This window comes from Acidovorax sp. 22279, from assembly GCF_052045435.1.
Taxonomy (GTDB): domain Bacteria; phylum Pseudomonadota; class Gammaproteobacteria; order Burkholderiales; family Burkholderiaceae_C; genus Acidovorax; species Acidovorax delafieldii.
Genome location: NZ_JBQEOV010000004.1, coordinates 25921 through 48502 on the forward strand (window position 1 = coordinate 25921; position 22582 = coordinate 48502).

20 protein-coding genes are annotated in these 22582 nt (G+C 66.7%); 12 read left to right on the plus strand and 8 right to left on the minus strand.

The features are described from left to right. Window positions 1–66 precede the first annotated feature (66 nt). The 4 genes from ACTJKQ_RS06380 to ACTJKQ_RS06395 all read left to right on the plus strand — a co-directional run bounded on the left by ACTJKQ_RS06380 (window position 67) and on the right by ACTJKQ_RS06395 (window position 2377). Entirely contained in the window at window positions 67–678 is a 612-nt protein-coding gene (locus ACTJKQ_RS06380) for a 3'-5' exonuclease (protein WP_440596354.1), read from the plus strand. A 281-nt stretch (window positions 679–959) separates the two neighbouring features. Then, the gene (locus ACTJKQ_RS06385; protein WP_440596523.1) at window positions 960–1541 is read left to right on the plus strand and encodes an NnrU family protein; all 582 of its coding nucleotides are present in this window, start codon (window positions 960–962) and stop codon (window positions 1539–1541) included. A gap of 78 nt (window positions 1542–1619) precedes the next feature. Beyond that, on the plus strand, window positions 1620–1883 hold the full coding sequence (locus tag ACTJKQ_RS06390) for a DUF3297 family protein (RefSeq protein WP_440596355.1): 264 nt from the start codon (window positions 1620–1622) through the stop codon (window positions 1881–1883). Continuing rightward, on the plus strand, window positions 1880–2377 hold the full coding sequence (locus ACTJKQ_RS06395) for a ribonuclease HI family protein (RefSeq protein WP_440596356.1): 498 nt from the start codon (window positions 1880–1882) through the stop codon (window positions 2375–2377). Before ACTJKQ_RS06390 ends, ACTJKQ_RS06395 begins: the two co-directional genes overlap by 4 nt. 22 nt (window positions 2378–2399) lie before the next feature. Here ACTJKQ_RS06395 and ACTJKQ_RS06400 read toward each other — a convergent pair whose 3' ends face one another. From ACTJKQ_RS06400 to ACTJKQ_RS06420, 5 genes are all read right to left on the minus strand, one after another. After that, window positions 2400–2927 carry a GFA family protein gene (locus ACTJKQ_RS06400; protein ID WP_440596357.1) on the minus strand — a complete coding sequence of 176 codons (528 nt, stop codon included), beginning with the start codon at window positions 2925–2927 and terminating at the stop codon, window positions 2400–2402. Between the two features lie 48 nt (window positions 2928–2975). Further along, window positions 2976–4268, minus strand: a complete 1293-nt coding sequence (locus tag ACTJKQ_RS06405) for an RNA polymerase sigma factor (RefSeq protein ID WP_440596358.1) — start codon at window positions 4266–4268, stop codon at window positions 2976–2978. 46 nt (window positions 4269–4314) lie between these two features. After that, window positions 4315–4722: a VOC family protein gene (locus ACTJKQ_RS06410; protein ID WP_440596359.1), complete on the minus strand. Its 408-nt coding sequence runs from the start codon at window positions 4720–4722 to the stop codon at window positions 4315–4317. A 75-nt stretch (window positions 4723–4797) separates the two neighbouring features. Further along, on the minus strand, window positions 4798–5334 hold the full coding sequence (locus tag ACTJKQ_RS06415; RefSeq protein ID WP_440596360.1) for an SRPBCC family protein: 537 nt from the start codon (window positions 5332–5334) through the stop codon (window positions 4798–4800). Between the two features lie 26 nt (window positions 5335–5360). After that, the gene (locus ACTJKQ_RS06420; RefSeq protein ID WP_056742540.1) at window positions 5361–5777 is read right to left on the minus strand and encodes a YciI family protein; all 417 of its coding nucleotides are present in this window, start codon (window positions 5775–5777) and stop codon (window positions 5361–5363) included. A 339-nt stretch (window positions 5778–6116) separates the two neighbouring features. On the opposite strand from ACTJKQ_RS06420, the gene ACTJKQ_RS06425 reads away from it, so the two are divergent. The 3 genes from ACTJKQ_RS06425 to ACTJKQ_RS06435 are packed head-to-tail and all read left to right on the plus strand — an operon-like array spanning window position 6117 to window position 10600. After that, window positions 6117–8138 carry a TonB-dependent receptor plug domain-containing protein gene (locus tag ACTJKQ_RS06425; RefSeq protein ID WP_440596361.1) on the plus strand — a complete coding sequence of 674 codons (2022 nt, stop codon included), beginning with the start codon at window positions 6117–6119 and terminating at the stop codon, window positions 8136–8138. Window positions 8139–8141: 3 nt separating this feature from the next. Further along, window positions 8142–8690 (plus strand): YfiR family protein, encoded by a 549-nt coding sequence (locus ACTJKQ_RS06430; RefSeq protein ID WP_440596362.1) that lies wholly within the window; start codon window positions 8142–8144, stop codon window positions 8688–8690. Then, the gene (locus tag ACTJKQ_RS06435; protein WP_440596363.1) at window positions 8687–10600 is read left to right on the plus strand and encodes a putative bifunctional diguanylate cyclase/phosphodiesterase; all 1914 of its coding nucleotides are present in this window, start codon (window positions 8687–8689) and stop codon (window positions 10598–10600) included. The genes ACTJKQ_RS06430 and ACTJKQ_RS06435 overlap by 4 nt, the downstream gene beginning before the upstream one ends. A gap of 1 nt (window position 10601) precedes the next feature. Here ACTJKQ_RS06435 and ACTJKQ_RS06440 read toward each other — a convergent pair whose 3' ends face one another. After that, on the minus strand, window positions 10602–10967 hold the full coding sequence (locus tag ACTJKQ_RS06440) for a YciI family protein (RefSeq protein WP_056056900.1): 366 nt from the start codon (window positions 10965–10967) through the stop codon (window positions 10602–10604). A 441-nt stretch (window positions 10968–11408) separates the two neighbouring features. Here ACTJKQ_RS06440 and leuA point away from each other — a divergent pair, with 441 nt between their 5' ends. The 4 genes from leuA to ACTJKQ_RS06460 all read left to right on the plus strand — a co-directional run bounded on the left by leuA (window position 11409) and on the right by ACTJKQ_RS06460 (window position 15543). Then, a complete protein-coding gene (gene leuA, locus ACTJKQ_RS06445) occupies window positions 11409–13109 on the plus strand; it encodes a 2-isopropylmalate synthase (RefSeq protein ID WP_440596364.1) in 1701 nt (566 codons plus the stop codon). 11 nt (window positions 13110–13120) lie between these two features. Beyond that, window positions 13121–13624: a GNAT family N-acetyltransferase gene (locus ACTJKQ_RS06450; protein ID WP_440596365.1), complete on the plus strand. Its 504-nt coding sequence runs from the start codon at window positions 13121–13123 to the stop codon at window positions 13622–13624. A gap of 122 nt (window positions 13625–13746) precedes the next feature. Next, window positions 13747–14253: a C40 family peptidase gene (locus ACTJKQ_RS06455; protein WP_056056907.1), complete on the plus strand. Its 507-nt coding sequence runs from the start codon at window positions 13747–13749 to the stop codon at window positions 14251–14253. Window positions 14254–14442: 189 nt separating this feature from the next. Further along, window positions 14443–15543, plus strand: a complete 1101-nt coding sequence (locus ACTJKQ_RS06460) for a 3-deoxy-7-phosphoheptulonate synthase (RefSeq protein WP_440596366.1) — start codon at window positions 14443–14445, stop codon at window positions 15541–15543. A 53-nt stretch (window positions 15544–15596) separates the two neighbouring features. Here the strand turns inward: ACTJKQ_RS06460 and ACTJKQ_RS06465 are convergent, their stop codons facing one another. Together ACTJKQ_RS06465 and ACTJKQ_RS06470 are read right to left on the minus strand one after the other, a co-directional pair. Then, window positions 15597–15998 (minus strand): PaaI family thioesterase, encoded by a 402-nt coding sequence (locus ACTJKQ_RS06465; RefSeq protein ID WP_440596524.1) that lies wholly within the window; start codon window positions 15996–15998, stop codon window positions 15597–15599. Window positions 15999–16129: 131 nt separating this feature from the next. After that, a complete protein-coding gene (locus ACTJKQ_RS06470) occupies window positions 16130–16585 on the minus strand; it encodes a MerR family DNA-binding transcriptional regulator (RefSeq protein WP_440596367.1) in 456 nt (151 codons plus the stop codon). 309 nt (window positions 16586–16894) lie between these two features. Here ACTJKQ_RS06470 and ACTJKQ_RS06475 point away from each other — a divergent pair, with 309 nt between their 5' ends. After that, a complete protein-coding gene (locus tag ACTJKQ_RS06475) occupies window positions 16895–21787 on the plus strand; it encodes an EAL domain-containing protein (protein ID WP_440596368.1) in 4893 nt (1630 codons plus the stop codon). Window positions 21788–22582: the final 795 nt, after the last annotated feature.

Here is a 22582-nt window from a genome sequence, read left to right on the forward strand (position 1 = left end):
CCCGCAGGACGCACAGGATGGCGGGCAGGTGCGGCGGCACAATCCTTCCTTTTCGCACGCAAGCCCATGCCCCCCATCGCCGTCATCGACTTTGAAACCACCGGCGTCTCGCCCGGCCAGGGCGCGCGCGCGACCGAGGTGGCCATCGTGCTGCTGGAAGGCGGCCAGGTGGTGGACCGGTTCCAGAGCCTGATGAAAACCGGGGTGTGGATTCCGTCCTTCATCACCCAGCTCACCGGCATCACCAACGCGATGGTGAACGCCGCGCCCGACGCGGCGCAGGTGATGCAGGATGCCGCGCGTTTTGTGGGCGATGCGCCCATGGTGGCGCACAACGCATCGTTCGACAGCAAGTTCTGGCAGGCCGAACTGGCCCTGGCCGGGATGCCCGCGCCGCAGCCGTTTGCGTGCACGGTGCTGCTGTCGCGGCGCCTGTACCCCGAGGCGCCCAGCCACAAGCTGGGCACGCTGGTGGACTACCACGGCCTGCCGCGCACAGGCCAGGCCCACCGGGCGCTGGCCGATGCCGAGATGGCCGCTGCGCTGCTGGCCCGCATGCAGCACGACCTGCGCACCCTCTGGCGGGTGGCCGAGCCCAGCTACGCCTTGCTGCAAACGCTGCAGCGCTGCGCCAAGCCCAAGGTGGGGGCGCTGCTGGCGCAGCATGCGGGGATCTGACCCCACCTTCCTGCTGGCGATACAGCAGTATGTTTACTATCAAATTAATAGCTATCAGGGCATGATTCACTAGCGCTTGCGGCACTTTTGACTTGAAACCAGAGCTGGCGACCGCTCTTCAGGGCGTGCGGCCGTGGGGGCCGCTCAAGCACCGGCGCGGCAAGTGCAGGGCCTGCTCTGCCGATAATCGACCAAGACCTGCATGACGGGGCTGGGCCACCGACAGCGCGGCCCCGCCTTCGTCCTCACAACCTGTTCACGACGACATGAAAGGCTTGGCCATGGGGTATCTGGTACTGGGACTGGTGTTGTTTCTGGGCGTGCACTCGGTGCGCATCATGGCCGATGGCTGGCGCACGCAGACGCGGGCGCGCCTGGGCGAGATGCCGTGGAAAGGGCTGTATTCGCTGGTGTCGGCCGTGGGCCTGGCATTCATCGTCTGGGGCTACGGCCTGGCGCGGCAGCAGCCGGTGGTGCTGTGGGTGCCGCCCATCGGCATGCGGCACGCCGCAGCCCTGCTGACGCTGATCGCCTTTGTGCTGCTGGCCGCCACCTATGTGCCGCGCAATGCCCTCAAGGCCCGGCTGCACCACCCCATGGTGCTGGGCGTGAAGGTGTGGGCGCTGGCGCATTTGCTGTCCAACGGCAACCTGGCCGACGTGCTGCTGTTTGGCAGCTTCTTGCTGTGGGCGGTTCTGAGCTTTCGCGCCGCGCGCCAGCGCGACCGGGCGCAGGGCACCGTGTACGCGGCAGGCAGCGCTGCAGGCACGGCGGCGGCTGTGGTGGTGGGTGCAGTGGCCTGGGTGGGCTTTGCGTTCTGGGGCCATGCGTGGCTGATCGGCGTGGCGCCGCTGGGGCGATGATCGAGCGCTGGGAAGGCCAGCACCCCAAATGCCGGAGAATCCGCGCTTTGCGTTTTCTCCTTTCTCGCTGAGACCTCTATGACCGAAGCCACCACCCCCAACGCCCCCGCCCAGCCGCCCCTGCCCGACCACCTGTCGGTCAACCCCCGCAGCCCGCACCACGTGGCCGCCGTGTTCGAGCACGACATCGGCATCCGCCTGAACGGCAAGGAACGTTTTGACGTGGAGGAATACTGCATCAGCGAAGGCTGGGTGAAGGTACCCGCCGGCAAGACGGTGGACCGCAAGGGCCAGCCGCTGCTCATCAAGATCAAGGGCACGGTCGAAGCTTTTTACAAGTGACCGCTGCACGGGCGGCCGCGCCGCTCGCCCCTGGTGCCTGGGTGATCCACTGCGACGGCAGTGCCTGGCCCAACCCGGGGCGCATGGGCCTGGGGGCCGTGCTGACGGGCCCCGACGGGACCGTGCGGCACCAGATCTCCGAAGCCACCACCTTCACCGGCTGCAACAACGAGGCCGAGTTGCGCGCGCTGATGTTGGCGCTGCAGTGGCTCGCGCAGCAGGGCATTGCCACATCAACCCAAGTGCACGTGTTCAGCGACAACAGTGTGCTGGTGGAACAGTTGGGCAGCCACACCAAGGCACCGATTGAGCGGCTGGCAGCGCTGTTTGACGAAGCACACCAGGCACTGCGGCAGTTCCCACAAGCCCAGGTCCAGTGGATTCCCCGCCACCGCAATGGCGCGGCCGATACGCTGGCCCGCGCCGCCCTGGGGCTGGCACCCAAGGCCGCCACGCCGCAAAGCCAGACCATCAAAAAGCGCCGCCGGCGCTGAGCCCCCCGCCCGGCACACGCCGTCAGGCCGGGTCGAGCCCTGCAGCCGCACGGTAGGCCTGGATGCGCGGCAGCACCGCCTGGCGACGGGCGATGCTTTGCGCAGGCCACAACCCCTCGCGTTCGTAATATTCCGCCACGGCGGGTATCCCCGGCGGCAACACCACCCAGGGCTGTTTCGAGGCCGTGAAGATATGGATGTCGGGCGGCAGGTGGTCGGGCGCATCCAGCGTGCCCACGCGCACAAACGCCATGACGGGCCCCGCGCCTGCGTAGTGGCTCCACACAGCCACCTGGCAGCGCGGGCAACGCGCGATCTGCTGGCCCAGGCCACTTTCTGACGGGGTGTGCACCATCGCCGGGGTGCCTGCGAGCAGTTCCACACGGTCGGCCTCGATCATCGCGTTCAGCGCAAAGGCCGCGCCACCTTCGCGCTGGCACCAGCGGCAGTGGCAGCAGTGCACAAACAGTGGGGGCGCCAACAGGCGGTAGCGCACATGGCGGCAAGTGCAGCCGCCTTCCAGCGGGTATTCAGGGGCAGGGTGGGGCATGAGGGGGGTGTCCTTGCAGCGGGGTGAGGGTGGGCACAACACCGGCCTTCAGCCACAGGCGCGGGCCAGCAGCAGCGCCTTTTCCTGCGCGTTGCGGGTGAGGCTGGCTGCGCGCTCGAACTCCGCCCGCGCTTCAGCCCCCCGGCCCAGCTTGGCCAACAGGTCGCCGCGCACGCTGGGTAGCCAGTGGTAATGGCGCAGCAGAGGGTCGCCCGCCAGGGCATCGACCAGCGCCAGCGCGGCCTCCGGCCCCTCGGCCATGCCCACGGCCACGGCGCGGTTCAATGCCACCACGGGCGAGGGCGCCACCTGCAGCAGGGCGTCGTACAGCGCCACGATGTGGGGCCAGTCGGTGTCTTGCGCCTGCCGGGCGCGTGCGTGGCAGGCCGCGATGGCGCCCTGCAATGCATACGGCCCCCAGGGTTTGCCGGTGCGCGCGAGCTGCTCGGCCTTGTCCAGGGCGGCCAAGCCCCGGCGCACCAGGAGGTGGTCCCAGCGCGCGCGGTCCTGGTCCATGAGCAGCACGGGCTGGCCTTGTGCATCAGTGCGTGCGGGCAGGCGCGAGGCCTGGATTTCGAGCAGGGCCCCCAGGCCTTGCACCTCGGGCTCGTCGGGCGCCAGGCTGGCCAGCACCCGCACCAGGCGCTGGGCTTCGCCACACAGCGCGGGGCGCATCCAGTCGTCGCCCGCGGTGGCGGCATAACCTTCGTTGAAGATGAGGTAGATCACCTCCAGCACCGAGGCCAGGCGCGGCGCGCGCTCGGCCGCCCCGGGCACTTCAAACGGCACCTGCGCGGCCGTGAGGCTGCGCTTGGCACGCACGATGCGCTGGGCCACGGTGGGTTCGGGCACCAGAAAGGCGCGCGCGATCTCGGCCGTGGTGAGGCCGCCCAGCAGCCGCAGCGTGAGCGCCACCCGCGCCTCGGTGGGCAGCACGGGGTGGCAGGCGGTGAAGATGAGGCGCAGCAGGTCGTCGCCAATGTCGTCCTGCTCGGCGTGCATCAGGGTGTCCACCACATCGGGCGCGTACTGGGCTTCAAGCGCTTCGAGGTCGTGGCCCAGGGCCTCGTGCTCGCGCTGGTGCAGCGCCTGCTGGCGCAGGTGGTCAATGGCGCGGCGCTTGGCCGTGGTCATGAGCCACGCGGCCGGGTTGGCGGGCAGGCCGTCTTTGGGCCAATGCTCCAGCGCGGCCACCAGGGCGTCTTGCGCCAGCTCCTCGGCCCGGCCCACGTCGCGGGTCATGCGCGCCACGCTGGCAATGATGCGCGCGGCCTCGATGCGCCACACCGAGTCGATGCTGCGGTGCAGGGCATCGCGGTCGGGCAGGGCAGAGGGGTTCACGCGATCAAGAGGTGTGAATGAATCCGGCGTATTCATTCACACGTTCTCAGCCCAGCGCCTTGCTGGCATCCACCATGTGCACAAATTCCCAGGTGTGGCCGTCCAGGTCGTCAAAGCTGCGCGAGTACATGAAGCCCAGGTCTTGCGCCGGGCGCGGTGTGGTGCCGCCTGCGGCCACGGCCTTGTCCACCAGCGCATCGACCTCTTCGCGACTGCTGCACGAGAAGCACACCAGCACCTCTGACGTGGTGCGTGCGTCGGCAATCGTTTTGTCGGTGAAGGTTTGATAAAAGCTCTCGACCAGCAGCATCACGAAGAGGTTCCCGCCCACCACCAGACAGGCGCCCTGGTCGTTGGTGAACTGGGGGTTGAACTCGTAGCCCAGCGCGCGGAAAAACGCCTGGGAGCGGGCCATGTTCTCGATGGGCAGGTTCACAAAAATCTGTTGGTGCATGACGGACTCCTGAAGGGTGAGGACGGTAATGGGAAACGAAGGGTTTGGCAAAGGTGGAGGGGCGGTGAACGGCATTCACATTGCGGGCTTTTGCGCCACCGCCTGCAGGTTGGCCAGGCCATCCTCAAAGTCCTGCCCTACCATGCGGTCCATGTTGAACACCAGGTGGGCGATCTTGGCCAGGTAGGGCACGGGGCCCTGCATGGCCCAGGTGACGCGGGTGGCGCCGGTGCCTTCGGGCAACAGCGTGAACTCGACCTGGTTGTGGGCTTCGAAGGGTTTCACGAAGTCGAGCTTCATGCCCACGCGGCGTGGCGCAGTGGCCTCGACGATCTCCATGCTGCCCACGCCCACCTTGTCGCTCTGCCAGGCGTAGCGAGCGCCGGGGCCGCTGGTGGCGGCGCTGTACTGGCCCTGGATGGCCGGGTCTTTGCGTTCATACGGGTTCCAGGTGTTGAACTGGCGCAGGTCGTGGATGAGCCCGTACACCCGCTCGGGCGGTGCCGCAATCACGCGGCTGCGCTCCACGCGGAAGGTGTCGGGGCGGGTGGCGGCAAACGCCAGCAGCAGCGCCAGGGCCGCCAGCAGCACGAGGGCGATGGTCTTGATCATGGGGATGTTGTCCTTCACGCTGGGCATCAGCCGCGCAGGGCTTCGAGGTCGCGGAACTGTTCGACGCCATCCACCCCGGCAAAGTCTTCCATTTCGTAGAGCTGGCGCACTTCGATCTCGGCATCCAGGCCCTCGCCGCGTGGATTGGGAAAACGGCGGGTCCATTCCAGCGCCTCGTCGCGGCTGCGCACCTGGATGAGTGTGTAGCCCGCGATCAGCTCCTTGGTCTCGGTGAACGGGCCGTCGGTGACGGTGCGAGTGCCACTGGCGCCGTAGCCCACGCGCCAGCCTTTGGAGGAGGGCTGCAGGCCACTGGCGTCCAGCAGCACGCCGGCCCGCGCGAGTTCTTCGTGGTAGCGGGCCATCGCGGTCATCAGGGCTGCGGTCGGCTGGCAGCCCTGTTCGGATTCGGCGGTGGCCTGGATGATGATCATGAAGCGCATGGGGTTCTCCTCAAGGTAATAAAAAATGCGGAAGCGCCGACAGTCCTTGCCAGGTGCTTCACAGTGACGACGAATGGGAGCGCCCGAAATCGACATCTGGATGTGCAGCCCGGGCGGAACCAGGGTTAACACCAATCCTGGCCGGTTAGCGCGCGGGGCGGGTGAGGGGCCGCCATAGGGAGACTACTGAGCGCCCACACTGGGTTTTGCAACCCCTGGTCGATACAATTTGTAAAGACTGATTCATCGATCCCGGGACTTCGCCCCGCATCCTTCCGCCCGCCCGCCAGCGAGGTCCCCACGGGGGGACAACCGCCAGCCACACGCAGTGCCTTTGCCATGAAACGAGGATCGACCTATCGACAGCGGCCACACCACCCATGGGTGGTATTGGGGCTGTGCGCTGGCATGGCGGCAGCCCACGCGCAGTCCGACATCGCCGCCATGGCCGACCTGCCGCTGGAGCAGCTCATGCAGATGCAGGTCACCACGGCCAGCCGGTATGCACAGACGGCCCTGGAGGCCCCGGCGGCCGTGAGCGTGGTGACCGCCGATGACATCCAGCTGTTTGGCTACCGCACGCTGGCCGATGTGCTGGCCAGCATGCGCGGGCTGTATGTGTCCTACGACCGCAGCTACCACTATCTGGGCACACGGGGTTTTGCCACGCCGGGCGACTACAACACGCGGGTGCTGCTGCTGGTCAACGGAGTGCGCTTCAACGACAACCTCTACGACCAGGCGAGCATCGGCACGGACTTTCCCATCGACCTGGACCTGGTGGAACGGGTGGAATTTGTGCCTGGCCCCGGGTCGGCGGTGTATGGGGCCAATGCGTTTTTTGGCGTGGTCAATGTCATCACCCGCGACGGTCGCCAGAAGGGCGGGCCCCAGGTGAGCACCGAGGCCGGCAGCCATGGCTACGCCAAGCTGCGGTTTTCTGTAGGCGCCGTCGATGCGCAGGGAGGCGACTGGCTGATCGCGGCCACGCGCTCCACCGCACGCGGGGCCGACCAGTACTACCCCGCGTTCGATGCGCCCGCCAGCCACCAGGGCGTGGCGCACGGCCTGGACTATGACCGCAGCACCCAGCTGTTCGCCCGCATGCGACGCGATGGGCTGACGCTGACCCTGGCCCACGGCGAGCGCACCAAGGGCATCCCGACTGCAGCGTTCTCGCAGGTTTTCAACGACCCGCGCTCGCGGTACATCGACACCAGCACGCGCGTGGCCGCCGAATACACCGCGCAATGGCAGCCCACGCTGGCCTTCACTGCACGCCTGCACGCAGGGCGCTACCAGTACGTGGGCGACTACGTGTACGACTACCCGCCCGTGACGGTGAACCGCGACGTCGGCACCGGCCAGTGGTGGGGCACCGAATGGCAATGGGTGAGCACGGCCTTGGCGCGGCACAAGCTGTCGTGGGGGCTGGACTACCGGCGCGACACCCGCATCGCTCAGCGCAATGACGACCTGGATCCGCCCGCGCAGTACCTTGACACACGCCGCAACGGCAATGTGCTGGGCGTCTATGTGCAGGATGAGTTTGCACTGCGCCCCGACCTCACGCTGCACACCGGCTTGCGATGGGGGCAGCAGTCGGGCAGCGCAGGCGCCTTGCACCCCCGCCTGGGGCTGGTGTACTGGTGGGACGCTGCCACCGCTGTCAAGCTGCTGCATGGCACGGCCTACCGTCCGGCCAATGCCTACGAGCGCGACTACCGCGTGAACCTGCCTGGCGGCGTGGTGGACACCACCAGCATCCGGTCCGAGCGTGTGCGCACCACCGAACTGGCCGTGGAGCATGCCCCGACCGGGGCCACGCGCCTGCTGTTGACGGCGTTCCGGTCGGGGGTGAGCGACCTGATCTCGCTGGACAGCCTGGGCCACTCGGACCGGCTCACCTTCAACAACACCCGCACCGTCAAAGTGCATGGCCTGGAGGCCGAGGCCGAACAACGCTGGGCGGGCGGGCGGCGCCTGCGCGTGGCCTATGGGTGGCAAAAGGCGCGGGACCCGTCAACGGACGGAGCGCTGACCAACTCGCCCCGGCACCTGCTCAAGCTCCAGTGGTCCGACGTGCTGCACACGCCTGCGAACTGGGGCTGGAACCCGGGCCGCTATGCCATCGAGGCCATCGGCATCGGCCCGCGCAACACCGTGCTCAACGCCCGCCTGCCCGGGCATGTGCTGACCCATCTGACCTATTCCACGCGCATCGCGGATGTGGATGTATCGCTGGGGGTGTACAACCTGTTCAACCGCCGCTACGCAGACCCCGCTTCGTTCGAGGTGCGGGAAGATGCGATCCGGCAGGACGGGCGTACCTACCGCATCAAGCTGACGTACGCGTTCTGAGCCATGGCCTATTTCCTGCGATTGCGCACGCTGCTGGCGATCTGCCTGTGGACGGTGTGTGGCGCGGGCACCAGTGCAGCCCGTGCCAACGAGCCGGTGGCTGACCTAGACCTCAAGGCCGCCTACATCTTCAACTTCATCCAGTTCATCGACTGGCCCGACAGCGATGGCGCGCCCGGCAATGAGGTCACGGTGTGCGTGTCTGCCTTCAGCCCGCTCAAGCGCGCCCTGACTGCGCTCGATGGCAAACCGGCCACCAAGGGCCGCACCGTGCGCGTGCGGTTGCTGGATCTGCCGGCGATTCGTGGCTGCCGCGTGCTGATCATCCACAACGCCGAAGTGGAGCCTGTTCTGCGACTGCTGCGTACCCTGCCGCCGTCCCACGGCATCCTCACCGTGTCGGATGAAATCACCTTTGTGAATCCAGAAATCGTCATCGCCCTGGCCCAGCAGGAAGGGCGCGTGGTGTTCGGCATCAGCCCCGACGCCGCCAGCAAGGCCGGCCTCATCATCAGCTCACGGCTGCTGCGGCTGGCCAGGGGAGGCCGGTGAAAACACGCCCCGCTGAAGCCGACACCGCAGCGCCCGCAAGCCCGGCGACGCATGCCCTGCTGTCATCGCGCCTGGTGGTAACGGGCATCCTGGCCGCAGGCCTGGCGCTGCTGACCGTGGTGCTGGCGCTCACCGGCGTGGACTACTGGAGCACCCGCGCGTCCATGCTGCAAGACAGCCGGGTGGAAGCCGCCATCGTGGCCGACAACATCTCTGCGGCCGTGGTGTTCCGCGACACCAGCACCGCCAATGAAATGCTGGGCGCGCTGCGGTCGTCGTCCATGGTGATCAGCGCCACGGTGTACGACAAGGATGGCGTGCTGTTTGCGCATTACGCGCGCGACCGCGACCCGGACTTTCCCACCACGCTGCGTGCCACGAGACTGGACGGCGCCGCAGAGCGCGCTGGCTGGCGCATGCTTGAGATCGCCCGGCCCATCGAGGCGTCTGGCACCACCTGGGGCACGCTGTACATCCGCAAGTCGATGGCGGCGGTGTACATGCGGCTGGGCATCCGGTTTGGCACCGCCTTGTTGATCGCCATTTGCGTGATGGCCATGGCCACCGCCATGGTGCTGCGCAGCCGCGCTGCTGTGCGCGAGGCCGAGAACCGCTTGCACGCGCTCGCCCACACCGACGCCGTCACCGGCACGGGCAACCGGCACGCGTTCAACGAGCGGCTGGCCGCCGAGCTGCAGGGCGCACGCAGTGCGGGCTACCGGGTGGCACTGGTGTACATCGACCTGGACAACTTCAAGACACTCAACGACACCTTCGGCCATGCGGCGGGGGACGGCCTGTTGCGCCAGGTGGCCCAGCGCCTGCAATCCGTGGTGCGCAGCACCGACACCATCTCGCGCCTGGGGGGCGACGAGTTTGCGCTGATCCTGCGGTTGGACATGGATGACGCGGCGCTGGAGAACTACGCGCAGCGCATCGTCAGCGTCTTCCAGGCTGCTTACACCGAGGTCGGCCAGCAGGTCAACGTGACCTGCAGCGCAGGCATTGCCACGTTTCCCGACGATGCGATGGACATGGACGCGCTGGTGAGCAACGCCGACACCGCCATGTACCGCGCCAAGGAGATGGGCAAGAACCGCTGCGTACGGTTTGATGCGTCGATGAACCAGGCCGTGGTGCGGCGCCAGGCCATTGAACAGGCGCTGCGTGCGGAGCTGGAGCAGGGCACCGGTTTGGCGCTGCACTACCAGCCCCTGTTTGCCGCCAGCGACCGGGCCCTGGTCGGCGCCGAGGCCTTGCTGCGGTGGACGCATGCGGAGCTGGGCTCCGTGTCGCCGCTCGAGGCCGTGTCGGTGGCCGAGGACTGCGGACTCATTGCCCCGCTGGGCTACTGGGTGATGCGCACCGCCTGCCGCGACGCCGCCCAGTGGAAAGGGGGCCCGCCCCTGCGCGTGGCCGTGAACATCTCGGCACGGCAGCTGGGTGACCCACAGTTTCTGGAACGCGTGATGGACATCCTGCGCGAAGAGGGCCTGCCCGCGCACCTGCTGGAAATCGAGCTGACCGAAACCGTGCTGATGGAAAACATGGAGGCCGGCGCCCACACGCTGCACCGGTTGAGCCAGCTGGGCATTCACCTGGCCATCGATGACTTTGGTACCGGCTACTCGTCACTGGCATATCTGCGCCAGTTGCCCATGCGGCGCCTGAAGATCGACCGCAGCTTTGTCAAAGACCTGCCGGGGCAGGAGCACAGCCGTGCCATCGTCACCGCCATTGTGGCGCTGGCGCACGGCCTGGGGCTGCAGGTGACCGCCGAGGGCGTGGAAACCCAGGAGCAGGCCGACTACCTGGTGCGGCAAGGCTGCGATGTGCTGCAGGGCTATGTGTTTGCACGCCCCATGCCAGCGCCGCAGTTCCTGGCGCTGCAGGCAGGCGCTTCGGCTTGATTCAATCCACCGCGCCGTGGTAGCAGGGCGCCAGTTCGCGCACCTCCACGGTGGCCCACTCGGCGGCCGGGCATTCGCGGGCAATGGCAACGGCCTCGTCGCGCGTGGCGCAGTCGATGAGAAAGAAGCCGCCCACCATTTCCTTGGTCTCGGCAAACGGCCCATCGGTCAGGCGGGTCTGCCCTTCGCGCACCTGCAGCCGCACCGCCTGCTCGGTCGAGGCCAGCGACTCGCTGGCGCGCAACAGGCCGCGGGCCTGCAGACCGGCACCAAAACGCTGCATGCGGGCATAGGCCTCCTGGCCACCGGCCAGGCCCCGCTCGGCACGCTGGCCGTGGGGTTCCATGATGAGCAACAGATAAGGCATGGGATCTCCTGAAGCGGGGCCAATCGTGCCAGCCGCCATGGGCAGTGGCAGAGCTGGGGGCGTTCAAGGGCGTCATGCTACCAGCCTCATTTGCTACATATTTAATAGCTAATTAGGCATATACAACCAGCGCCATAGGCAGATTTCATGCAAATGGTTGCGCACCGCAGCATCGCTGTGCTATCTTTGGTTCCCTATGCAACGCAGCATGCTCCTATCCACCCTATCGCTAGGCCTAGTGCCTGGCCGGGGTCTGCCTGCGTTCGCCACCGTTGCCGTTTTGCGCAACACCTGATCTCCCCCTGACCCCGGCCCGCGAACCAGCCTTTGCACACGCAAAGGGCTGCAGGGGATGTCATTCGTTTTGATTTCTTTCGATTCCGATTGACCCGTGCACCGTGCCTGATTGGCACACCGCACACACCGTTCGTGGAGCCCCTCATGATTGCCAAGCCCGCCACCAAATACCAACCCATCGCCCCCATTGCGCTCGCCGACCGCCAATGGCCCAACCGCAGCATCACCCACGCGCCCGTGTGGCTCTCCACCGACCTGCGCGATGGCAACCAGGCCTTGTTCGAGCCCATGAACGGCGAGCGCAAGATGAAGCTCTTTCACGAGCTGGTGCGCATCGGCTTCAAGGAGATCGAAGTCGGCTTTCCCGCCGCGTCGCAAATCGATTTCGACTTTGTGCGCCGCCTCATCGACGAAAACCTCATCCCCGACGACGTGACCATCATGGTCATGACCCAGTCGCGCGAGGACCTGATCACACGCACCGTGGAGGCCGTGAAAGGCGCACCCCGCGCCATCGTCCACTTGTACAACGCCACCGCGCCCGCGTGGCGCCGCATCGTTTTTGGCATGAACGTGACGCAGGTGATGCAGCTCATCGCGCACCATGTGGGCTACCTCAAGCAGCTCACCGACGCACAGCCCGAAACGCAGTGGACCCTGCAGTACTCGCCAGAAACCTTCAGCGCCACCGAGCTCAGCGTGTCGCTCAAGGCTTGTCAGACCGCCATCGCCACCTGGGGCGCAGGCCCCGGCCGCCCCATCATCATCAACCTGCCCACCACGGTGGAAAACGCCACCCCCAACGTATTTGCAGACCAGATCGAGTGGATGGACCGCCAGCTCAGCCCGCGCGAGCACATCGTGCTGTCGGTGCACCCGCACAACGACCGGGGCACGGGCGTGGCGGCAGCAGAACTTGCAATGATGGCCGGTGCCGACCGTGTGGAAGGCTGCCTCTTTGGCAACGGTGAGCGCTGCGGCAACGTGGACATCGTGACCTTGGCGCTCAACATGTACACGCAGGGCGTGCACCCGAACCTTGACTTCTCGGACATCACCTCGGTCGCGCGCATTGCCGAAGAATGCACCTCGCTGCCCGTGCATCCACGCCACCCGTATGCGGGCGACCTGGTGTTCACCGCGTTCTCGGGCTCGCACCAGGACGCGATCAAGAAGGGTTTTGCTGCGCAAGACCCGAACGCCTTGTGGGAAGTGCCCTACCTGCCCATCGACCCGGCCGACCTCGGCCGCACGTATGACAGCGTGATCCGGGTGAACAGCCAGTCGGGCAAGGGCGGCATCGCGTTCTTGCTCGAACGTGAACATGGCGTGGTGATGCCGCGCCGCATGCAGGTGGAGTTCAGCGCCGTGGTGCAGCGCCAGACGGACGCGAGCGAAAGCGAGATGACGGGCGACGCGTTGTGGAGCCTGTTCCAGGCCACTTACCTGCAGGCACCCGTACACGCCACAGTACAGGCCGCCATCACCTGCCACGGCCACCGCATCGATGAAGACGGCCAGGGCATCGAGCTGGACGTGACCATCGACGGCACGCGCCAGACCCTGCGCGGCCAGGGCAACGGGCCGATTGCAGCTACGGTGGACGCGCTCGGTCTGCCACTGCGGGTGGACCACTACGAGGAACGCGCCACCGGCACGGGCGCCAACGCGCAGGCGATGGCCATTGTGGAAGCAGCCATGGACGGCGTGGCAGGTTCCACCTTTGGGGCAGGCGCCAGCCACAACATCGTGACTGCCTCGGTGCAAGCGATTGTGAGCGTGGCCAACCGGTTGATGGCGCGGCGGCCTGCGTTGCATCCAGAAGCAACTTCCCTGGCCGAGTGACCGAAACCCGCATGGAAATTCTTACCGCATCGACCCGGGATGCGCCCGCCATCAGCGCGCTTGCGTTGTCGGTGGCGCACTTCTTCACGCTGGACAAAGACGGGCGTGGTGCGGAGGCGTTTTTACAGACCCTGCAGCCCGAGGCGGTGGCGCTACGGCTGCAGAGTCCATCGTTCAAGACCTGGGTGGGGTGGACACGCAACAACACCTTGGCGGGCGTCGTGGTGGTGCGGGAGGACAGCCACCTGTTCCATCTGTTTGTGGCCGAGGCTTTCCAGGGACTTGGCTACGGGCAGCAACTGTGGCAACACGCCCTGTCCCATATCGCTACCAGCCCTGCACCGGGCATCACAGTCAACGCGACACCCCATGCCCGGGGCTTCTATGAGCGCATGGGGTTTTTGGCAACGGGTCCCAGGGTGGAGACCCGCGGGGTTGCATTCATTCCGATGCAGCGCGCCAGCGATGCATCCAGCATGGCGTACAAACAGGCCGCAGGGAATACCCCGTTCTGACGGGGATCGACAGGGGGTTTTCTCAGGCACTGCCAACGGCCTGCGCAAGGCTTGGCGCGCAAAGACCTTGGGGAGCCTGGGTAAAGTGCAGGGAGCCGCGTAAGTCCAGTAACCTCGGGCCCATGCGCGCCTTTCACAGTCTGAGCCTTGCCGCCTGCACCGCCGCCCTGCTGGTGCTGGCCGGTTGCAGTACATCGCGGCCTCCGTCCCCCTCGTCGCCACCGCAGGCTTCCACACGCACGGCGCCGCCGCTCACGCCGGAGCAGGCACACGACATTGCCATCCACGCGCTGGGCCTGGTGGGCACGCCGTATCGCTACGGCGGCAACACCCCGGACTCGGGCTTTGATTGCAGCGGCCTGATCGGCTATGTGTACCGCAACCAGGTGGGTACACCACCGCCGCGCACGGTGGCCCAGCTCAACACCTGGGGCTATCCCATCGACGGCAGCGAGCTGCGCGCCGGCGACCTGGTAGTGTTCGGCACCGGCCGCCAGCCCAACCATGCGGGCATCTATGTGGGCGAAGGGCGGTTTGTGCATGCGCCGTCCACCGGCGGCACGGTGCGGCTGGACCACCTGCAGTCGCGCCACTGGGCGCGGCAGAATGCGGCGTTCCGCAGGCCTTGAATTCGGACACCCCCCTGTGCGGCTTCGCCGCGTCCCCCAGCTCTCGCGTCGCTACGCGCTGCGGGCAGGGGGACGACGCACTCGCTGCGGGGCGGCCCTTGCTCTGCGTCTCGCGCGGGGGCCGCGCCGGTATCTAGCAACGTGCCTCGATTCGGCCTGTGATCGGGCTCCGCGACAATCGGGGCCACCATGACCCACGCACACCGCTCCGCCACCCCCATCTCCACCCACGACACCACCCGCATTGATGACACGCGCATCAAGGCCGTGCGCCCACTGATCACACCGGCGCTGCTGCAGGAATGGCTACCCACGCCCGATGCGGCGCTGACCCTGGTCGAATCCAGCCGCGCTGCCATTTCGCGCATCCTGCATGGGCAGGACGACCGGCTGATCGTGGTGGTGGGGCCTTGCTCTATCCACGACCATGGCCAGGCCATGGACTATGCGCACCAGCTGAAAGCACAGGCCGATGCACTGCAGGACGACCTGCTCATCGTGATGCGGGTGTACTTTGAAAAGCCGCGCACCACCGTGGGCTGGAAGGGCTACATCAACGATCCGCATCTGGACGGCAGCTTTGCCATCAACGAGGGGCTGGAGCTGGCCCGCCAGCTGCTGCTGGACGTGCTGTCGCTGGGCCTGCCCGTGGGCACCGAATTCCTGGACCTGCTCTCGCCGCAGTTCATCAGCGACCTGGTGAGCTGGGGCGCCATCGGCGCGCGCACGACCGAGAGCCAGAGCCACCGGCAGCTGGCCAGCGGACTGTCGTGCCCCGTGGGTTTCAAGAACGGCACCGATGGTGGCGTGAAGGTGGCGAGCGACGCCATCCTGGCGGCCAGCGCCGCGCACGCCTTCATGGGCATGACCAAGATGGGCCAGGCTGCGATCTTTGAAACGCGCGGCAACCAGGACTGCCACGTGATCCTGCGCGGTGGCAAGCAGCCCAACTACAGCGCTGCCGATGTGGATGCGACCTGCGCCGTGCTCAAGGCCGCCGGCCTGCGCGAGCAGGTGATGATCGACGTGAGCCATGCCAACAGCAGCAAGCAGCACCAGCGCCAGATCACCGTGGCGGCAGAAGTGGCGCAGCAGATTGCCGCGGGCGACACACGCATCACCGGCCTGATGATCGAGAGCCACCTGCAGGAAGGCCGCCAGGACATCGTGCCCGGTCAGCCGCTGGCGCAAGGCGTGTCGGTGACGGATGCCTGCATCAGCATGGCGCAAACCGTGCCGGTCCTTGAAGGACTGGCAGCAGCAGTGCGGGCGCGGCGCCAGAAGGCCTGACACACCCGACGCACCTTGTGCTCGGCTGGCACGCCTGGCGTCAGGCTGCGCTATCAGCCCTGGGGCGGCCTCGCGGCCCCCATGTCGATGTTGCGCGCCGTGGCCAGCAGCGTAGCGCACAGCCGCTGCTGGCCGGCGGCATCCACTGCCCACACGTCGGCGGCACAGACGGTGAGCAGGCGCCCGGCATCCACCACGCGGCCCCGCGCCCGCAGGCACTCGCCCTGGGCAGGGGCCACAATTTTCAAGGTGGTGTCCACTGTGGCGTTGGTCCAGCCGGGTGGCAACACGCTGCCTGCTGCCGCCACCGCCGCAAAGTCGGCCACCGCAAACACGGCCGTGGCCTGCAACTGGCCCGGGCGAAAGCTGAAGGACTCGCTCACCGGTATCTCCACCTCCACCCGGCCGGGCTCGGCATGGACAAAGCGCAGCCCCAGCGTGCGGGCCATCGGCATGGCCAGCACCACGGCCTGCAGAGTTTCGATGGTGCTACGGGGTGCGCTGGACAAAGCATCGCGGGGCGCGGGTGTGAGTGGGGCTGTCATGGTGGGGATCTCCAGGGAGGTGTTTGGGTGCTGCGAGGGGTCTAGGGTTTGCGGGCCGACGGGGCACGCACACGCGGCCAGGACTTGGTAGATGCAGTGGCTGCGCCCGAGGGTGTTTGCCGACCCTGGGTTTTTGATCGCTGCTTCGTGAGCAACTGGCCACGCAACCAGGCCTGGTGCGCCTGCACGGTGGATTTTTGGGACTGCAGCGCAGCGATCTGCTGGTCGATCGCGTCCACACGCGCCTGCAAGGCCTGCACCATGTCGTCAATGCCGAGGGTGCCGGCGCGGTATTCATCCAGGCGAAGGGCAATCTGCGGCAGGCTGAAGCCCAGCTGGCGGGACATGGCGATGAACACCACCTCGCGCCGCATGCGGGCCGGATAGTTGCGGTAGCCGTTGGCCCGGCGATCGGGGTGGATGAGCCCCAGCCGCTCGTAGTGGCGCAGCGCGTGGACGGACACCGAGGCCTGTTGCGCGAGTTCGGAAATCTGCATGGGGCCACGTTAGCAAGCCTCGTGCTGCGCGAAGGTTGCCTGGGTGACTGCCCGAGGTCAAAACACTGTGTTTTTTGGGACAAACCCCCATGGGCGCACGTCGCCAGCGAGGACTGTGCGGTGTAGCATTCACACTCTTTGCCACAGTGCCTGTGGCGCTGTGAACCTGAGCGCGCGGTGCGGCCGCATTGCACGCTCCCTCTACTGCCCGATTGCCTTGCCGACGCTACTCCGCCCCGCCACCCATGGCTTGGTCGCACCGACCAGGCTGGGCAGCTGCGTGCGCAGCGGCGCCACGGTGGACTGACCATGCCACCAGCGCAAGCCACCGCAGAGGCCGCCCGGCTCCAGGCACTGCAGTCTTACGCGATCCTCGACACCCCGGCGGAAGACAGCTTTGACCAGCTGGCCACGCTGGCTGCGCGTGTATGCCAGTGCCCCATGGCGGTGGTCAACTTCGTGGACAGCGACCGGCAGTGGTTCAAGGCCGCAGTGGGTGTACCGTTCAAGGAGACCGAGCGCGCAATTGCGTTCTGCGCGCATGCACTGAGCGGCAGCCGCGAGCCCATGGTGGTCAACGACACCCACAAGCACCCGGTTTTTGCCCACAACCCGCTGGTCACGCAGGCCCCCCATGTGCGCTTTTACGCCTGTGTGCCGCTGGTCACCCCCGAGGGGCAGGCGCTGGGCACGCTGGCGGTGCTGGACTCCATCCCCCGGCACATCGAGGCCGAGCAGCTGGAGGGCCTGCGCATACTGGCCGAGCAGGCCATGGTGCAGCTGGAGCTGCGCCGCCAAAAGCAGGTGCTGGCCGACCTGGTGCAGCAGCGCGACAAGATGCATGCCGAACTGCTGGCCCAGAGCGAGACCCTGCGCGTGGCCGGGCAGATGGCCCGCATTGGCGGGTGGATCGTGGAGCTGCCCAGCCTGCAGCTGAACTGGTCGCAGGAGATCGCCGCAGCCTTCGGCATTGCGGGACGCATGGGCTCGGTGGAACAGATCATGGAGCTGTACCTGCCCCCGCACCGGCAGGCCATGTTGGCAGCGTTTGAGAGCTGCATCCGCCAAGGCACACCGTTTGACCTGGAGGCCGAACTTGTCACACTGGCGGGTCGGCACTTCTGGGTGCGCACCACCGGGCAGGCGGTGCGCGACGCCGACGGCCGCATCGTGCGGATTCAGGGGGCGTTTCAGGACATCTCGGCCCAGCACCAGGCCCGGCAGGCCCGCCGTGAGAGCGAAGAGCGCTTTCATCTGGTCTCGCGCGCCACGGCCGACGCGGTGTGGGACTGGAACCTGCACACCGATGCCATGTGGTGGAACGAAGGCATGCAGACCCTGTTCGGTGTGCCACTCGACCAGTTGCCGCCCGACAGCACCTCGTGGACCTTACGACTGCACCCCGATGACAGCGAAGAAGTGCTCGAAGGCATCCATGCCGCCATTGACGGCACGGCCAACCACTGGTCGGACGAATACCGCTTTCGCCGCCAGGACGGCAGCTATGCCTGGGTGCTGGACCGGGGCTTCCTGATCCGCGACCTGCAGGGCAAGGCCGTGCGCATGGTGGGCGGCATGACGGACATCAGCGCACAAAAGCTGGCCGACCTGGACGCCCAGCGCGACGCACAGAACCATGCCGAGCTGCTGCAGGTGCAGCAGCGCATTTCGTCGCTGGACATGCCGCTGCCCGAGGTGCTGCAGCTGGTGGCCAGCACCGTGCTGCGCCAGACCGAAGCGCGCGGCGCCATGGTGGAGCTGCTGCAAGGCCGCCAGCTGGTGGCGCAAGCCTCGGCCGGTGACCACGTGCGCCCGGTGGGCAACCTGCTGCCAGTGGACCAGAGCCTGCTCTGGCCTGCGCTCAGCAAGGGCCAGACCGTGGTGTGCAACGACACCGAGGCCGAGGGCTGGGACATGGCTTCGATGCCCCACCGCCACGGCGTACGGTCGGTCATGGCGGTTCCGCTGCGCAGTGGCGACGCCATCGTCGGGTCGCTCAAGGTCACATCGGACAAGGTCAATGCATTTTCGCGCCGCGATGTGGCGCACCTGGAGATCCTGACCGAGTCGCTGGGTGCCATGGTGCAGTTGCGGCATGTGGCGGGGCAGCTGCATGCGTCCGAGCAGCAATACCGCATGCTGTTTGACGAGCACCCGCACCCCATGTGGGTGTACGACCGTGAAACCCTGCAGCTGCAGGCCGTGAACCGGTCGATGGAACGCCACTATGGCTACACCGAGTCCGAGCTGCTGACCATGTCGATGCTGGACCTGTGGCCCGCCGACCGGCGCCCCAACGTCGAGGCCAACATCCGCGCCGTTCCGATGGAACAGCGCAACGCGCCGGTCATCAGCCGCCACATCAAGAAGGATGGCAGCTTCATGGATGTGGAGATCACGGCAGGCAGCATCAGCTTCAACGGGCGCCCGGCCCGCCAGGTGCTGGCCACCGACGTGACCGAACGCCTGCGCACCGAGCGCGAGCTGGCGCGCATGGGCCGTGCCCAGCGCCTGCTGAGCGCATGCAACGAAACCCTGGTGCGCGCCACGTCCGAGACCGCACTGCTGCAGGCCATCTGCCAGATTGCGGTGGACATCGGTGGCTACCGCATGGGCTGGGTGGGGTTTGCCATGGACGACGAGCGCAAGTCCATCCGCCCGGTGGCCCATGCGGGCTACAACCAGAACTACCTGGAAAACCTGCAACTGAGCTGGTCGGCCGACGACCCCTATGGCCGGGGCCCGGCGGGCATTGCGGTGCGCACCGGCCAGCCGGTGATCGTGCAGGACATCCGCACCGAAGGGGACTTTGCCGACTGGACCGAGCGCATGCTGGAGCATGGCTTTCACGGCGTGATCTGCCTGCCGCTGCGCGAGCATGCGCGCGACCACGCGCAGGACCGCAGTTTTGGCCTGTTGTACCTGTATGCACCCGACGTGTTGCAGATCAGCCCCGAAGAAGCCGCACTGCTGCAGGAGCTGTCCAACGACCTGGCCATCGGCATCACCAGCCTGCGCGCGCACAAGGCGCAGCAGCGGCTGCAGGCCTCGGTGCTCAAGGTGGCGGCGGCCGTGTCGGCCAGCACCGGCACCGAATTTTTTGTGCAGCTGGTGCGCAACATGGCCGATGCGCTGGATGCCCAGGGCGGCTGCGTGGTGCGGTTGCTGCCGCATTCGCAAGACCACACGCCCCGGGTGGTCACGCTGGCCGCCGTGCTCGACGGCCAGATGCTGCCCAACGACGAATACAGCCTGGACGGCACACCGAGCCTGTTGCTGATGTCGCAGCGCACCCATGTGGTGACCGACAAGGTGCAGCAGCTGTACCCCGAAGCCCCCGTGCTGCGCGCGGTGGGGGCACAGGCCTATGTGGGCCAGCAGCTGTGCAATGCCGACGGCGAGGTGGTGGGCATCGTCTTCGTGCTGTTCCGCCACGCGATTGCCGACACGGACTTCATCACCTCCACGCTGCAGATCTTTGCCTCGCGTGCGTCGGCCGAGATCGAGCGGCAGCTGGCCGACATCCGCATCCGCCACCAGGCCTCGCTGCTGGACAAGGCCCAGGACGCCATCCTGGTGCGGGACCTGGACCACCGCATCATCTTCTGGAACAAGAGCGCGGAGCGCCTGTACGGCTGGTCGCAGCTGCAGGCGCTGGGGCAGTCCATCGAGACGCTGCTCTACGAAGACCCCACGCACTTCCGGCACGCCACGCAGACGGTGCTGGAGCAGGGCGAGTGGACCGGCGAGATCGTGCAGCGCCACCGCGATGGCAGCACCATCGAGGTGGAAGGCCGCTGGACGCTGGTGCGTGGCGATGACGGCCAGCCACAGTCCATCCTGGCCATCAACACCGATATCCGCCAGCGCAAGGCCAGCGAGCGCGAGATCCAGCGCCTGGCGTTCTACGATGCGCTCACCGGCCTGCCCAACCGCATGCTGCTCATGGACCGCATGCACCAGGCCCTGGCCACCGCGCAGCGGCGCCAGCAGGGCGGGGCGTTACTGTTCATTGACCTCGACAACTTCAAGACCCTGAACGACACTCTGGGCCACGACCAGGGCGACCTGCTGCTGCAACAGGTGGCGCAGCGCCTGAACACCTGCGTGCGCAGCGTGGACACGGTGGCCCGGCTGGGGGGTGACGAGTTTGTGGTCATGCTGGAAGAACTCAGCCCCAAGCCGCACGAGCTGGCGCTGCATGCCCGGGGCGTGGGTGAAAAGATCCTGGCCATGCTGGCCGTGCCCTATGCACTGCAGGGCTACCAGTACCGCAGCACCCCCAGTATCGGCATTGCGCCGTTCACCGGCGAACACACCACAGTGGGCGAGCTGCTCAAGCAGGCCGACCTGGCCATGTACCAGGCCAAGACGGCCGGCCGCAACACTTTGCGCTTTTTTGACCCCGACATGCAGGCCGTGGTCACGGCGCGCGCGGGGCTGGAAACCGACCTGCGCTCCGCGCTGATGCAGGAAGAGTTCCTGCTGCACTTTCAGCCGCAAATCCACCAGTCGGGCCGCTGTGTGGGGGTGGAGGCGCTGGTGCGCTGGGCCCACCCGCAGCGCGGCATGGTGTCGCCCGCCCAGTTCATCCCGCTGGCCGAAGAAACCGGCCTCATCCTGCCGCTGGGCCGTTGGGTGTTGCACACCGCGTGCAAGCTGCTGGCCAGCTGGCAGAGCGACCCGGCCCTGTCGCACCTGACCATGGCCGTCAACGTGAGTTCGCGCCAGTTCCGCCATGCCAGTTTTGTGGACGACGTGGCCCGCGTGCTCGCCATCACCGGCGCGCCCTCGGCCCAGCTCAAGCTGGAGCTGACCGAAAGCCTGCTGGTGGAAGACATGGAGACCACCATCGCCACCATGACCGCGCTGCGGTCCTACGGGGTGGGCTTCTCGCTGGACGACTTTGGCACCGGGTACTCCAGCCTGAGCTACTTGAAGCGCATGCCACTCGATCAGCTCAAGATCGACCAGAGCTTTGTGCGTGACCTGCTGACCGACCCCAACGACGCTGCGATCGTGGACACCATCATCGGCTTGTCGCGCAGCCTGGGGCTGGAAGTGATCGCCGAAGGCGTGGAGACCCCCGAGCAATGCGCTCTGCTGGCCCGCGCAGGTTGCCAGCTCTACCAGGGCTACCTGTTCAGCAAGGCGCTGTCGGTGGACGTTCTGGACAGCTTCCTGCGCACCTCGCAGGCATAGGCGGCGCCCGCCAGGTGTTCCTGGCTCTTGTCCACATCCAACGTCCCCTTAACCCCTGACTCCCTCCTGAGGGCCCTAGAAGCTCCGTGAGGAACCTGTGGGTCCGTTTCGGCCCCCTGGGCCTGCTTTTGCGCCCAAGGCCCTCCACGGCCTTCTGGACGGCTCCAGATCCCACCTTTCCTCCAGGGTGGGGCGGGTACACCACGGTATGTGGGTGCCCCTCCATCACCCCCGCCGTGTGCGTGGCCCCAGTTGTCCTCTGTCTTCTTCTTATGTCTTTTATAAATACATAGTCGTAGTAGTAGAGAGCGGCCTGGCGTGTGGACAACTGCATTTTTGCCAGCGCTGGCAAGCACTTAGCCCGCTGCCAACCCTGTGCACCCAGCCCTGCTCCCGTTGTCGCCCGAGCGGGGACAAAAGCGGCGCGTCGCCCTTTTCTGTGGATAAGCCCCCGGTTGTGCCAAAACTATCCCCAGTTTTACGCACCGGGCGCGTGGGCAGCAAGAATTTCAATCAAAACGACCCGTAGCGCTACGTTCGTATGCCTTGATTGCTCTCTAATTGATAGCACTAAGGAAGATGTGACGCTCCGCTTTCGCTACTGCAGGGCTTGGGGTGCGCCAGCGAGGCGGTCAGAACCTGCCCAGACGATGGTCGATGCGGCGCACAGGGCCTTGGCACAGCACATCCCTCGTACCAGGCCGCAAAGCCGTTTCGTGCAGTCAACGACCGCCTGTGGGTTCCCAAGAGGACCTGAATGATCCGCAGGGCAGGCCGAGCTGTCGCCACCACGGC

What these genes read in the sequence shown, in the direction of transcription:
- ACTJKQ_RS06380 (WP_440596354.1), top strand. Translation starts at nt 67, where the DNA reads ATGCCCCCCATCGCCGTCATCGACTTTGAAACCACCGGCGTCTCGCCC.
- ACTJKQ_RS06385 (WP_440596523.1), top strand. Translation starts at nt 960, where the DNA reads ATGGGGTATCTGGTACTGGGACTGGTGTTGTTTCTGGGCGTGCACTCG.
- ACTJKQ_RS06390 (WP_440596355.1), top strand. Translation starts at nt 1,620, where the DNA reads ATGACCGAAGCCACCACCCCCAACGCCCCCGCCCAGCCGCCCCTGCCC.
- ACTJKQ_RS06400 (WP_440596357.1), bottom strand. Translation starts at nt 2,927, where the DNA reads ATGCCCCACCCTGCCCCTGAATACCCGCTGGAAGGCGGCTGCACTTGC.
- ACTJKQ_RS06410 (WP_440596359.1), bottom strand. Translation starts at nt 4,722, where the DNA reads ATGCACCAACAGATTTTTGTGAACCTGCCCATCGAGAACATGGCCCGC.
- ACTJKQ_RS06415 (WP_440596360.1), bottom strand. Translation starts at nt 5,334, where the DNA reads ATGATCAAGACCATCGCCCTCGTGCTGCTGGCGGCCCTGGCGCTGCTG.
- ACTJKQ_RS06420 (WP_056742540.1), bottom strand. Translation starts at nt 5,777, where the DNA reads ATGCGCTTCATGATCATCATCCAGGCCACCGCCGAATCCGAACAGGGC.
- ACTJKQ_RS06425 (WP_440596361.1), top strand. Translation starts at nt 6,117, where the DNA reads ATGAAACGAGGATCGACCTATCGACAGCGGCCACACCACCCATGGGTG.
- ACTJKQ_RS06430 (WP_440596362.1), top strand. Translation starts at nt 8,142, where the DNA reads ATGGCCTATTTCCTGCGATTGCGCACGCTGCTGGCGATCTGCCTGTGG.
- ACTJKQ_RS06440 (WP_056056900.1), bottom strand. Translation starts at nt 10,967, where the DNA reads ATGCCTTATCTGTTGCTCATCATGGAACCCCACGGCCAGCGTGCCGAG.
- leuA (WP_440596364.1), top strand. Translation starts at nt 11,409, where the DNA reads ATGATTGCCAAGCCCGCCACCAAATACCAACCCATCGCCCCCATTGCG.
- ACTJKQ_RS06450 (WP_440596365.1), top strand. Translation starts at nt 13,121, where the DNA reads ATGGAAATTCTTACCGCATCGACCCGGGATGCGCCCGCCATCAGCGCG.
- ACTJKQ_RS06455 (WP_056056907.1), top strand. Translation starts at nt 13,747, where the DNA reads ATGCGCGCCTTTCACAGTCTGAGCCTTGCCGCCTGCACCGCCGCCCTG.
- ACTJKQ_RS06460 (WP_440596366.1), top strand. Translation starts at nt 14,443, where the DNA reads ATGACCCACGCACACCGCTCCGCCACCCCCATCTCCACCCACGACACC.
- ACTJKQ_RS06465 (WP_440596524.1), bottom strand. Translation starts at nt 15,998, where the DNA reads ATGCCGATGGCCCGCACGCTGGGGCTGCGCTTTGTCCATGCCGAGCCC.
- ACTJKQ_RS06470 (WP_440596367.1), bottom strand. Translation starts at nt 16,585, where the DNA reads ATGCAGATTTCCGAACTCGCGCAACAGGCCTCGGTGTCCGTCCACGCG.
- ACTJKQ_RS06475 (WP_440596368.1), top strand. Translation starts at nt 16,895, where the DNA reads ATGCCACCAGCGCAAGCCACCGCAGAGGCCGCCCGGCTCCAGGCACTG.